This is a genomic window from Streptomyces maremycinicus (genome assembly GCF_001184025.1).
In the GTDB taxonomy this organism is placed as follows: domain Bacteria; phylum Actinomycetota; class Actinomycetes; order Streptomycetales; family Streptomycetaceae; genus Streptomyces; species Streptomyces maremycinicus.
Genome location: NZ_BBYG01000011.1, coordinates 334,275 through 345,863, shown reverse-complemented (window position 1 = coordinate 345,863; position 11,589 = coordinate 334,275). Strand labels below are relative to the sequence as shown.

Here is an 11,589-nt window from a genome sequence, read left to right as displayed (position 1 = left end):
ACGGGCGGGTGCGAATGCCGGGATGCGCCGTCATCCCGGTGGCGGACGGTCGGTCAGGTGAGCCTGTGGGGGGCTCGGTCGCCTCGGCTCGCTCTCGGCCGGATCAGTTGCCGAAGGCCGCGTCGAAGGACGCGGACGGCGGCTCGAAGTCGAAGGCCCGCAGCCGGGTCAGGGCCTCCGGGGCGCCCTGGAGCCGGTCCATTCCGGCGTCCTCCCACTCGACGGAGATCGGGCCCCGGTAGTCGATGGAGCGCAGCATGCGGAACACGTCCTCCCAGGGGACGTCGCCGTGGCCCGCCGAGACGAAGTCCCAGCCGCGTCGCGGGTCGCCCCAGGGCAGATGGGAGCCGAGGCGTCCGTTGCGGCCGTCCAGACGCTTGCGGGCCTCCTTGCAGTCCACGTGGTAGACGCGGTCGCGGAAGTCCCACAGGAAGCCGACGGGGTCGAGGTCCTGCCACACGAAATGGCTCGGGTCGAAGTTGAGGCCGAAGGCCGGTCGGCGGTCGACCGCCTCCAGGGTGCGTACGGTCGTCCAGTAGTCGTAGGCGATCTCGCTGGGGTGGACCTCGTGCGCGAACCGCACGCCCTGCGCGTCGAAGACGTCGAGGATCGGGTTCCAGCGCTCGGCGAAGTCCTCGTAGCCCCGCTCGATCATCGACTCGGGCGCGGGCGGGAACATGGCGACCAGATGCCAGATGGCGGAGCCGGTGAAGCCGATCACCGTGTCCACGCCGAAGGCGGCGGCGGCCCTGGCGGTGTCGGCGATCTCGGCGGCGGCGCGCCGCCGGACGCCCTCCGGTTCGCCGTCGCCCCAGATACGGGCGGGCAGGATGGCCTGATGGCGCTCGTCGATGATGGCGTCGCAGACCGCCTGCCCGACGAGGTGGTTGGAGATGGCCCAGCACTTCAGGCCGTACTTGTCGAGGAGTTGGTGACGGGACTCCACGTATCCGGGGTCCGTGAGCGCCTTGTCGACCTCGAAATGATCGCCCCAGCAGGCGAGTTCCAGACCGTCGTAGCCGAAGTCGCGGGCGAGTCGGCAGACCTCCTCCAGGGGGAGATCGGCCCACTGGCCGGTGAAGAGTGTGAACGTACGCGGCATGCTCCAGGCCCTCCTCGGTCCTCAGTCCGCAATCGGGGTGTAGACGGAGTTCTTCTCGGCGCTCTCCTCGACCGCCGCCAGCACACGCTGGACTTGCAGTCCGTCGGCGAAGGACGGTTCGGGGCGGCTGCCGTCGGCGACGGCGTGCACCAGATCGCGGACCTGGTGGACGAAGGTGTGCTCGTAGCCGAGCCCATGGCCCGGCGGCCACCAGGCGTTCAGGTACGGGTGGTCGGGTTCGGTGACGAGGATGCGGCGGAAGCCCGCGTGGGTGCCCGGTTCGGTGGCGTCGTGGTACCAGAGTTCGTTGAGGCGCTCAAGGTCGAAGGCCAACGAGCCGCGCTCACCGTTGAGTTCGAGCCGCAGCGCGTTCTTGCGCCCGGTGGCGAACCGGGTCGCCTCGAAGGAGGCGAGCGCGCCGGAGGTGAAGCGGCCCGTGAACAGGGCGGCGTCGTCCACGGTGACCGTGCCGGTCCCGCCGGCGGAGGCCGCGCTCAGGCCGCTCGTCGGGCCCTCGGGCAGCGGACGCTCCCGTACGAAGGTCTCGGTGATCGCGGAGACTCCCGCGAGCCGTTCCCCCGCCAGGTGCTGGGCGAGGTCGACGATGTGCGCGCCCAGGTCGCCGAGCGAGCCGGAGCCGGCCAGCTCCTTGCGCAGCCGCCAGGTCAGCGGGAACTCGCGGTCGACCAGCCAGTCCTGGAGGTATGTCACGCGGACGTGCCGCAGGGTGCCCAACCGGCCCTCGGCGACCATCCGCCGGGCCAGTGCGGTGGCCGGGACGCGCCGGTAGTTGAAGCCGACCATCGCCAACTGACCCCGGGTGTGCGCGGCTTCGGCGGCGCGGGCCATGGCCTCGGCCTCCTCGACGGTGTTCGCGAGGGGCTTCTCGCACAGGACGTGCTTGCCGGCGGCCAGCGCCGCCACGGCGATCTCGGCGTGGGAGTCGCCGGGGGTGCAGATGTCGACGAGGTCGACGTCGTCCCGGGCGATCAGAGCACGCCAGTCGGTCTCGGTCGCCGCCCAGCCGTGCCGGTCCGCCGCCGCCCGCACGGCGGAGGGGTCGCGGCCGCAGATCACGGCGAGGACCGGACGGCGGGGAAGATCGAAGACTCGCCCCGCGGTGCGCCAGCCCTGGGAGTGGGCGGCACCCATGAACGCGTAACCGACCATCCCCACCCGGAGCGGCTGCTTGCCGGCCTCCGGCCCTGCTGACTGCTGCGGCTGTTCCATACGGTTGTCCTCCTCGTCGTCGTGGCACGGTGGGGGGTGGGACGCCGTCGGGTCCGAGGGCCCGGGCCGTCCGGCGGATCCCCAGGGGGAGCTGGTGCCGCCGGACGGGCTGTTCCCGTCCCGCGGGCGGGTCCGGGGTCGGTCGCGGCTCCGTCGGGGCTTGCCCGGGCCGGCAGGCAGCCTCGCCACGTCGAGGTCCGGCCTCTCGCGCGACGCCGCACGTCGCACGCCGCACATCGCATCCACCCACCACACAGCTCGTGCCGTATGCCGCGTGCCGCAGACCGCATGCCGCGGCCGGGCAGCCCGTGGCCTCCGGCCTTCCGGTCTCCGGCCGGGCCCGGTGGCGGGCGGGCGTCCCCGGGCCTCCGGCCTGCGGCCGGTGGCGGGCGGGCGTCCCCCTGAGCGGGCCGGTCCCGTCCTACTTGAAGCCGGTGGACATGTACTGGTCGACGTTGGTCTTGTCGACGACCGCCGAGTAGAGGGTGATCGAGGCGGGGATCTCGAACTCGGCGAGCCCGCCGACGCCCTTGCCCTGGCCGAGCGCCCGGGCGAGGTCGATCGCGGAGGCCGCCATGGTCGGCGGGTAGAGGACGGTCGCCTTCAGGACACCGTTGTCCTGCTTGATCGCCTGGAAGGCCGCGAGCGCGCCCGCGCCGCCGACCATCAGGAAGCCGTCCCGTCCGGCCTGCTCGATGGCGCGCAGCGCCCCCACGCCCTGGTCGTCGTCGTGGTTCCACAGCGCGTCGAACTCGGGCTGCGCCTGGAGCAGTTGCGCCATCTTGGCCTGCCCCGACTCGACCGTGAACTCGGCGGCCTGGCGGGCGACCTTCTTGATGTTGGGGTAGTTCTTCAGGGCGTCGTCGAAGCCCTGGGTGCGCTGCTTGGTGAGCTCCAGGTTGTCCAGACCGGCCAGCTCGATCACGCGGGCGTCGGACTTCCCCTTGAGCTTCTCCCCGATGTAGTGCCCGGCGTTGAGCCCCATCCCGTAGTTGTCACCGCCGACCCAACACCGGTACGCCTGAGGCGTGTTGAAGATCCGGTCGAGGTTGACGACGGGGATGCCCGCGCGCATCGCCTTCAGACCGACCTGGGTGAGGGCCTTGCCGTCGGCGGGCAGCACCACCAGGACGTCGACCTTCTTGTTGATCAGGGTCTCGATCTGGCCGATCTGCTGGGCGGTGTCGTTCGAACCCTCGGTGATCTCCAGCGTCACGTCGGAGTACTTCTTCGCGCGGCTCTTGGCGTTGTCGTTGATGGCGTTGAGCCAGCCGTGGTCGGCCTGCGGTCCGGCGAAGCCGATGGTGACCTGCTTGCCGGGCTTGTCGTCGGCGGCCGGCTGGTCGTTCGCGGCCGGTTCCTCGTCCTTGGAGTCATTGCTGGTGCACCCCACGAGGAGGGTTCCGGCAGAGACGGCGGCGGCCCCGAAGAGCATTCCTCTGCGACTGGTGAAGCGGTTCGTGAACGGTGTCGGCTCTGGCATGACGGTGAACCCTTTCCTCAGGTCGTGCTCGCGGTACGGCGCTGGACCAGCACGGCGGCGACGATGATCGCGCCCTTGGCGATCTGCTGGACGTCGCTCTGCAGGTTGTTCAGGGCGAAGATGTTGGTGATCGTGGTGAAGATCAGGACGCCGAGCACGGAGCCGGTGATGGTGCCGCGCCCCCCGGTGAGCAGCGTGCCGCCGATGATCGCGGCCGCGATGGCGTCGAGTTCGTAGAGGTTGCCGTTGGTGTTCTGTCCCGAGCCGGACAGGATGATCAGCAGGAACGCGGCGATGCCGCAGCACAGCCCGGACAGCAGGTAGAGATAGAGCCGCTGGCGGCGTACGTCGATGCCGGCGAGCCGGGCGGCCTCCGCGTTGCCGCCGACGGCCACCGTGCGGCGACCGAACGTGGTGCGGTTCAGCACCAGCCAGCCGATGACCGTGACGATGGCGAAGACGATCACGAGCGGCGGTACACCGAGCACATAGGCGTCGCGCTCGCCCAGGTCGAGGACGCCGTCGACGGTCACGATCTGTGTCCGGCCGTCCGTGATCTGGAGGGCCAGTCCGCGGGCGGAGGCCAGCATGGCGAGCGTCGCGATGAACGGCACCATCCCGCCGTACGCGATGAGCAGACCGTTGACCAGGCCGCAGCCCACTCCGACGATCATCGCGGTGAAGAGGATGCCCGCGAAGCCGTATTCCTGGGTGGCGACGGTGGTCGCCCACACCGATGCCAGCGCGACGATCGCGCCGACCGAGAGGTCGATGCCCCCGGAGGTGATGACGAAGGTCATGCCGACGGTGACGACGCCGATCACGGACGCCTGGGTGAGGACGAGCTGGAGATTGCGGGTGTCGAGGAACTCGTCCGGTCTGGTGAGTCCGCCGATCACGATGAGGGCGGCGAGCACGCCGACCAGGGAGAGGGTGCGGACGTCGGCGCGGGCCAGCACGGTGCGCCAGGCGGGGAGCGGGATCTGCGGCACCTTGTCGGTGCTGTCCCGCGGTGGGGAGACGGGCTGCGTCATGACGCCGGGCTTCCTTCCATGACGAGATCGAGTACGCGGTGTTCGTCCAGCTCGCGGGCGGGGGCCGTGTGCACGACGCGGCCTTCGCGCAGTACCAGCACGCGGTCGGCGAGGCCGAGCACCTCGGGCACCTCGCTGGAGACCAGCAGCACGGCGAGGCCCTCGTCGGCCAGTCGGCGGACGACCGCGTACAGTTCGGCGCGGGCACCGACGTCGACGCCGCGCGTCGGTTCGTCGAGGAGCAGGACCCGGCAGCCCCGCAGCAGCCAGCGGGCCAGGACGGCCTTCTGCTGGTTGCCACCGGACAGCGTGCGCACCGGCACGGACGGATTGTCGGGGCGCAGCGACAGTTCACGCGTCGCGGCCCGCGCCGCCCCCCGTTCCGCCCGTCGGTCGATCCACCCCCCGCGCGAGAAGCGGGACATGGAGGAGACGGAGACGTTGCGGGTGACGGACTCCAGCATCAGCAGGGCCTGCGCCTTGCGTTCCTCGGGGGCGAGCCCGAGCCCGGCCCGTACCGCGGCGCGCACGCTGCCGGGGCGCAACGCGCGCCCCTCGACAAGGACTTCACCCGCAGTCGGCTTCCTGGCTCCGTAGATCGTCTCCAGGATCTCCGAGCGCCCCGAGCCGACCAGTCCGGCGAGGCCGACGATCTCTCCGGGCCGCACGCTCAGGTCGAGGGGCGCGAACTCGCCGTCCCGGGCCAGCCCGCGCACCTCCAGCACCGGCGGCCCGACGGCGTCCCCGGCGTCGCCCGCGCCGGTGCCCCCGGCGCCGCCCGGCGCCGCGGCCCCGTCCGAGGGCCGCGCGGGGAAGACGTACTCGACGTTGCGCCCCGTCATCAGCGCGACGACCTCGCGGGTAGGCGTCGCCTTCGCCGGAAGCCCGCCCGCCACAGCGCGGCCGTCCTTCAGCACGGTCACGCGGTCGCCGATGCGGCGGATCTCCTCCAGCCGGTGCGAGATGTACACGACGGCCACGCCGTCGGCGGTCAGGTCGCCGACGATGCGGAACAGGTTGTCCACCTCGTCGGGGTCGAGTGCGGCGGACGGTTCGTCCATCACGATGAGCCGTACGTCGTGGGAGAGCGCCCGCGCCATGGAGACGATCTGCTGCTGCGCCGCCGACAACTCCCCCACCAGCCGGGCCGGTTCGATCTCGGCATGGCCCAGGCGTCTCAGCAGAGCGCCCGTCGAAGCGCGCGCCGCCCTGCCCCGTACGACGAATCCGGCGACCGTGGGTTCGTGTCCCAGGTGGACGTTCTCCGCCACCGACAGGTGCTCCACCAGGTCGAGTTCCTGGTAGATGGTCGCGATACCGAGGCGCATGGCGGCGATCGGGGAGCGCAGGGTGACGGGGTCGCCCTGCCAGCGGATGACGCCGTCGTCGGGCTGGTGGGCGCCGGCCAGCACCTTGATGAGGGTGGACTTCCCGGCGCCGTTCTGGCCGAGCAGGCAGTGCACCTCACCGGCCTGGACGGCGAGGTCAACGCCGTCCAGTGCCCGGACTCCGGGGAAGGACTTGGTGATGCCGGACATGCTGAGCAGGGGTGGTTCTGTTGCCATGTGGGTTCCCCTCGGCGGACGTGCGGGCCGGAGTCAGGGCAGAACGAATCGTTGTTCTCAGGCAGAGCAGGGCAGAGCAGGGCAGAGCGGCGCGGAGCGGGGTGTAGCGGATGGTGACGGGCCACATCGGTGCGGGGCGGAGCTGAGCGGTACCGGACGGAGCCGGTGAGGTCCGGGCCGGTCGGGACGCGACCGGGCAGGGCGGAGCGACACGCTGTGCTGGTGAGACTGTTCGGGGTTGCGGTCTACGCGGGTGAGAACAGATGGTCGCTGATCAGCCGGGCCGCGCCGATGACACCGGCGGCGGGGCCCAACTCCCCGAGGACGATCGGCAGGTTGCCGGTCGCCAGGGGCAACGACTGGCGGTACACCTGGGTGCGGATCGCGGCGAGCAGGGTGTGGCCGAGGCCGGTCACCCCACCGCCGATCACCACCAGGCCGGGGTTGAAGAACGAGACGAGTCCGGCGATGACCTGGCCGACACGGTTGCCGCCCTCGCGGATCATCTCCAGGCAGGTGGCGTCCCCCGCGGCCGCCGCGGCGGCGACATCGACGGCGGTGAGGCCGCCGTGCGCCGCCAGCCGGGCGGCGAGTTCCGCCGACAGGCCCTGCTGGGCCGCGTCCAGCGCGTCCCGGGCCAGGGCCGCGCCGCTGAAGTAGGCCTCCAGGCAGCCCCGGTTGCCGCAGGCGCACGGACGGCCGTCGGGCACGGCCTGGATGTGCCCGATGTCGCCCGCGCTGCCGGTCGTGCCGCGGTAGACATGGCCGCCGACGACGATGCCGCAGCCGATCCCGGTGCCGATCTTGACGCAGAGGAAGTCGGCGACGGTGCGGGCGACACCCGCGTGCTGCTCCCCCATCGCCATGAGGTTCACGTCGTTGTCGACCATCACCGGGCAGCCCAGCTCCTGGCTGAGCGCCTCCCGCACGGGGAAGCCGTCCCAGCCGGGCATGATCGGCGGCGCCACCGGCACGCCTTCGGGGAAGCGAACCGGCCCGGGCACGCCGATGCCGGCGCCGTCGAAGCCCTCGGCGAGTCCCGTCGCCCTCAACTTCGCGGCCATGGAAAGGACTTGCTCGAACACCGCGACCGGACCCTCACGGACGTCGAGGGGCTGGTTGAGGTGGCCGAGGGTCTCCAGCTCGGCGTTGGTGACGGCGACGTCGACCGAGGTCGCGCCGATGTCGACGCCGAGGAACCGCAGCCCGGGGTGGAGCCGGACGTTGTGGGACCGGCGGCCACCGCGCGAGGCGGCGAGTCCGTCGGCCACGACCAGCCCGGTCTCCAGGAGCCGGTCCACCTCCACGGCCAGCTTGGACCGCGACAGGTCGACCTGATCACCCAGTTGCGCACGGGAGTTGGGGCCGCCGTCCCGCAACAGCTTGAGCAGACGGGCCTGATGGGCGTTCGCGGGTCGTGCCGTCATACGTCTCACGAACCCCTCCCCGCCTCAGTTCGGCCACCAGTGTCGGGCTTTCGAAGGGAACGTAGCAGCGCCTGCCGAACCTGGGAAGAAGCTGTGCAGGGATTGCCGTCAACTTTCTCCACTCACAGGACAAAGGAGGGTGTCGACGCACCCGGGACCGGCCAAAGCCGGTGGGACGCGTGCTCCGAGGGCGCTCAGGACGTGGGACGGTCGTGGTACGAGCGCCGGGTGTGCTCGGTGTGCTCACGCATCAGCCGGGTGGCCGACTGCTCGTCGTGGGCGGCGATCGCCGCGATCAGGTCGCGGTGCTCGATCCAGGACTGGTGGCCGCGCTGCCGGGCGATCGGCGTGTAGTACCAGCGCACCCGGCGGTCCACCTGCGCCGCGAGTTCGGCCAGTACCGCGTTGCCGGCGAGCTCGATGACCTTCGTGTGGAAGCGGGCGTTCAGGGCGACCGCCGCGTCCACGTCGTCGCCGGCCACGGCCAGCATGCCCTGGGCCAGGATCTCCTCCAGGGCCTGGATACCGGCCTGGTCCGCGTGCGCCGCGGCGAGCCGGGCTGCCTCCGCCTCCAACAGTGTGCGCACGGTGAGGAGTTGATCCGCCTCCTCCTCGGTCGGCTCGTGCACGAACGCGCCCTGGGCGGGCCTGAGATCCACCCAGCCTTCGGTGTTGAGCCGCTGGAGCGCCTCGCGCACCGGCTGCCGCGAGACACCGAGATGTGCGGCGAGCTCACTCTCGACGAGGTGCTGGCCGGGCTGGAGGGCGCGGGTGGTGATGAGTTCGAGCAGGGCCTCGTAGACGCGGTCGCGCAGCGGGCCGGGGCGTTCGAGCTTGGGCACCGCGCCCTGCGGCAGTCCTGTCGACAACATCGGTCGGTCCCCCTCCTGGGCAACACCGGACACTGAAGCCGGAAAGCCGCATGTCGATTGACGTCCCGGCCGTCCGCGGCCGGTCGGCCGTCCACAGCCGAGTATCGATTGTCTTTCGTCTACAGTCTACGGCGCACAGGAGCCAGTGCCGGGCACGGTCGATCGCGTCACACTGCGCCCGCGCCCCTCCCGCGGGTCTTCCCCGGCGACCGCGTCCCGCCCCGGCTCACGGGCAGCGCACGACCTGCCCCGCGTACGACAGATTGCCGCCGAAGCCGAACAGCAGTACCGGGTCCCCCGTGGAGACGGCGCCCTGCTCGACCAGCTTGGAGAAGGCGAGCGGGATGCTGGCGGCGGAGGTGTTGCCCGATTCGGTGACGTCACGCGCGACCACCGCGTTGACGGCGCCGATCTTCTGCGCGAGGGGTTCGATGATGCGCAGGTTCGCCTGGTGCAGGACGACGGCGGCGAGGTCCGCGGGGGTGAGTCCCGCCCGCTCACAGGCCTGCCGGGCCAGCGGCGGCAACTGGGTGGTGGCCCAGCGGTAGACGCTCTGTCCCTCCTGCGCGAACCGCGCCGGCTGCCCCTCGATACGCACCGCGTGCCCCATCTCGGGCAGCGAGCCCCACAGGACCGGCGAGATGCCGGGCTCGGTCCCGTCGGGACAGGCCTCGACCACCGCGGCACCCGCTCCGTCGCCCACGAGCACACAGGTCGTGCGGTCGCTCCAGTCGGTCACCTCGGACATCTTGTCGGCGCCGATGACCAGGGCACGGGTCGCGGCGCCCGCGCGGACGGTGTGGTCGGCGGTGGCCAGCGCGTGGGTGAAACCGGCGCAGACGACGTTGACGTCCATCGCGGCCGGCCGCGGAATGCCCAGGCGGGCGGCGACCCGGGCCGCCATGTTCGGCGAGCGGTCGACGGCCGTGGAGGTCGCCACCAGCACCAGGTCGATGTCACTCGGCGCGAGGCCGGCCGCCGCGAGCGCCTTGGCGGCGGCGTGCCCGGCCAGCTCGTCCACGGGCTCGTCGGGGCCGGCGATGTGGCGCGTGCGGATGCCCACCCGGCTCCTGATCCACTCGTCACTGGTGTCGACCAGGCCCGCCAGATCCTCGTTGGTGAGCACCTTGGCGGGCTGGTAGTGGCCGACGGCGGCGATGCGCGAGCCGTTCATGGGGGGTCCCCTCGTTGCCTGGGTAGCGGGATCCACCAGTCTGATCAGTGACTCACGGGTACGAGGGCGCGTGAAGCGACAGGAAACCGGTGCCGGGGTTGTCGGCTTCCCCACAGCCCTCGGACGCCCGGGCAACCGCCGAACACCCACCCGCCGCTCACCCGCCCCCCGCGGCACACCGCTCCCCGGTCACCCGGTGAACAACTGCGTCGCCTTCCGTACCAGCTCGTACAGCCCGTAGACGAGCGGTGCCCCCACCCACAGCCAGGCGAAGGCGATCAACGGCCTTCGGTCAGGCTGCGGACTCGGGCTGCTGTCGTTCGACATCGGCGGCCTCCCTCTGGGCGGGGACGTGGTGGTGACGGGCGTGGACGGGCCGGACGAGTTCGTTGGCGACGAAGCCGACGGCCAGCAGCCCGATCATGATGAACAGGGACAGCGTGTACAGGGACGAGCCGTGCTTCCCGGCGTCCTCCTGCCGGTCGGCGATCCAGTTCACGATCAGCGGGCCGAGCACGCCGGCGGTGGACCAGGCGGTGAGCAGCCGCCCGTGGATCGCGCCGACCTGGTAGGCGCCGAAGAGGTCCTTGAGGTAGGCGGGGATCGTCGCGAAGCCGCCGCCGTAGAAGGAGAGGATCACCAGCGCGCACAGCACGAACAGGGGTTTCGACGAGTCGCCGATCAGCGCGATGAGGGCGTACATCAGGGCGCCGACGCCCAGGTACACCCGGTAGATGTTCTTGCGTCCGATCAGGTCCGAGGTCGACGACCAGCCGATCCGGCCCGCCATGTTCGCCGCGGACAGCAGAGCGACGAAGCCGGCGGCCGCGGACACCGAGACCGGGGTGTCGGTGTCGGCGAAGAAGTCCTTGATCATCGGGGCGGCCTTCTCCAGGATGCCGATCCCCGCGGTCACGTTCATGCAGAGCACGACCCACAGGCACCAGAACTGCGGAGTGCGCACCGCGCTGCTCGCCGAGACCTGCACGCCCTCGACGGCACTGGGGCCGCCCGCGACCGGCCGCGCGCCGCGCGGCACCCGGACCAGCAGGACACCCAGCGTCATGAAGACGGCGTACGCGAGCCCGTGCACGAGGAACGCGAGGGCTGTCCCGGAGCTGTCCGATCCGAACGACTCCAGCATCTGGGCGGACCAGGGCGAGGCGATGAGCGCGCCGCCGCCGAAGCCCATGATGGCGATGCCGGTGGCCATGCCGGGCCGGTCCGGGAACCATTTGATCAAGGTGGAGACGGGCGAGATGTAGCCGATGCCGAGGCCGATCCCGCCGACGAAGCCGTAGCCGAGGACGATCAGCCAGTACTGCTCGGTGGCGGCGCCGAGCGCGGAGACCAGGAAGCCGGAGGAGAAGCAGACCAGGGCGACGGTCATCGCCCAGCGCGGCCCGTTGCGCTCGACCAGCGTGCCGCCGAAGGCCGCGGACAGACCGAGCATGACGATGGCGAGCTGGAACGGCAGCGCGCTCTGGGTGCCGCTGAGGCCGAGCGCGGATTCGAGCGGTGGCTTGAACACGGACCACGCGTAGGCCTGGCCGATGGAGAGATGGACCGAGAGGGCGGCCGGAGGGACGAGCCAGCGGCTCCAACCGGCCGGTGCGACAGGGGGACTCATGAGTCCTGAACGGTAGGAACCGGCGCGGGCGTTGAGAAGGCGGCGCGTCGACCGTATGCGGTGAACGGTATC

Annotated in this window: 10 protein-coding genes; all 10 read right to left on the bottom strand. The window is 71.3% G+C overall.

What is annotated here, in order from left to right; all coding sequences use genetic code 11:
- Positions 1-103: 103 nt before the first annotated feature.
- The 10 genes from AOQ37_RS11995 to AOQ37_RS11955 all read right to left on the bottom strand — a co-directional run bounded on the left by AOQ37_RS11995 (position 104) and on the right by AOQ37_RS11955 (position 11,517).
- Complete coding sequence (locus AOQ37_RS11995) at positions 104-1,102, bottom strand: sugar phosphate isomerase/epimerase family protein (protein ID WP_062644077.1); 999 nt, start codon at positions 1,100-1,102, stop codon at positions 104-106.
- A gap of 21 nt (positions 1,103-1,123) precedes the next feature.
- Positions 1,124-2,332 (bottom strand): Gfo/Idh/MocA family protein, encoded by a 1,209-nt coding sequence (locus tag AOQ37_RS11990; RefSeq protein ID WP_062644076.1) that lies wholly within the window; start codon positions 2,330-2,332, stop codon positions 1,124-1,126.
- A 421-nt stretch (positions 2,333-2,753) separates the two neighbouring features.
- Entirely contained in the window at positions 2,754-3,815 is a 1,062-nt protein-coding gene (locus AOQ37_RS11985) for a substrate-binding domain-containing protein (protein WP_062644074.1), read from the bottom strand.
- A gap of 17 nt (positions 3,816-3,832) precedes the next feature.
- Positions 3,833-4,849 carry an ABC transporter permease gene (locus AOQ37_RS11980; protein ID WP_062644073.1) on the bottom strand — a complete coding sequence of 339 codons (1,017 nt, stop codon included), beginning with the start codon at positions 4,847-4,849 and terminating at the stop codon, positions 3,833-3,835.
- Positions 4,846-6,414: a sugar ABC transporter ATP-binding protein gene (locus AOQ37_RS11975; protein ID WP_062644071.1), complete on the bottom strand. Its 1,569-nt coding sequence runs from the start codon at positions 6,412-6,414 to the stop codon at positions 4,846-4,848. The genes AOQ37_RS11980 and AOQ37_RS11975 overlap by 4 nt, the downstream gene beginning before the upstream one ends.
- A 245-nt stretch (positions 6,415-6,659) precedes the next feature.
- Positions 6,660-7,841 (bottom strand): ROK family transcriptional regulator, encoded by a 1,182-nt coding sequence (locus AOQ37_RS11970; protein WP_062644070.1) that lies wholly within the window; start codon positions 7,839-7,841, stop codon positions 6,660-6,662.
- A 194-nt stretch (positions 7,842-8,035) separates the two neighbouring features.
- Complete coding sequence (locus AOQ37_RS11965; RefSeq protein ID WP_062644068.1) at positions 8,036-8,713, bottom strand: GntR family transcriptional regulator; 678 nt, start codon at positions 8,711-8,713, stop codon at positions 8,036-8,038.
- 226 nt (positions 8,714-8,939) lie between these two features.
- Positions 8,940-9,887, bottom strand: coding sequence for a beta-ketoacyl-ACP synthase III (locus AOQ37_RS11960; protein WP_062644066.1), 948 nt, complete (start codon positions 9,885-9,887; stop codon positions 8,940-8,942).
- Between the two features lie 189 nt (positions 9,888-10,076).
- Positions 10,077-10,214: an MFS transporter small subunit gene (locus AOQ37_RS42265; protein WP_351675861.1), complete on the bottom strand. Its 138-nt coding sequence runs from the start codon at positions 10,212-10,214 to the stop codon at positions 10,077-10,079.
- Positions 10,180-11,517: an OFA family MFS transporter gene (locus AOQ37_RS11955; RefSeq protein WP_062644064.1), complete on the bottom strand. Its 1,338-nt coding sequence runs from the start codon at positions 11,515-11,517 to the stop codon at positions 10,180-10,182. The genes AOQ37_RS42265 and AOQ37_RS11955 overlap by 35 nt, the downstream gene beginning before the upstream one ends.
- Between the last annotated feature and the right edge of the window lie 72 nt (positions 11,518-11,589).

Coding starts and splice junctions, on each gene's coding strand:
- AOQ37_RS11995 (WP_062644077.1), bottom strand. CDS start 1,102: ATGCCGCGTACGTTCACACTCTTCACCGGCCAGTGGGCCGATCTCCCC.
- AOQ37_RS11990 (WP_062644076.1), bottom strand. CDS start 2,332: ATGGAACAGCCGCAGCAGTCAGCAGGGCCGGAGGCCGGCAAGCAGCCG.
- AOQ37_RS11985 (WP_062644074.1), bottom strand. CDS start 3,815: ATGCCAGAGCCGACACCGTTCACGAACCGCTTCACCAGTCGCAGAGGA.
- AOQ37_RS11980 (WP_062644073.1), bottom strand. CDS start 4,849: ATGACGCAGCCCGTCTCCCCACCGCGGGACAGCACCGACAAGGTGCCG.
- AOQ37_RS11975 (WP_062644071.1), bottom strand. CDS start 6,414: ATGGCAACAGAACCACCCCTGCTCAGCATGTCCGGCATCACCAAGTCC.
- AOQ37_RS11970 (WP_062644070.1), bottom strand. CDS start 7,841: ATGACGGCACGACCCGCGAACGCCCATCAGGCCCGTCTGCTCAAGCTG.
- AOQ37_RS11965 (WP_062644068.1), bottom strand. CDS start 8,713: ATGTTGTCGACAGGACTGCCGCAGGGCGCGGTGCCCAAGCTCGAACGC.
- AOQ37_RS11960 (WP_062644066.1), bottom strand. CDS start 9,887: ATGAACGGCTCGCGCATCGCCGCCGTCGGCCACTACCAGCCCGCCAAG.
- AOQ37_RS42265 (WP_351675861.1), bottom strand. CDS start 10,214: ATGTCGAACGACAGCAGCCCGAGTCCGCAGCCTGACCGAAGGCCGTTG.
- AOQ37_RS11955 (WP_062644064.1), bottom strand. CDS start 11,517: ATGAGTCCCCCTGTCGCACCGGCCGGTTGGAGCCGCTGGCTCGTCCCT.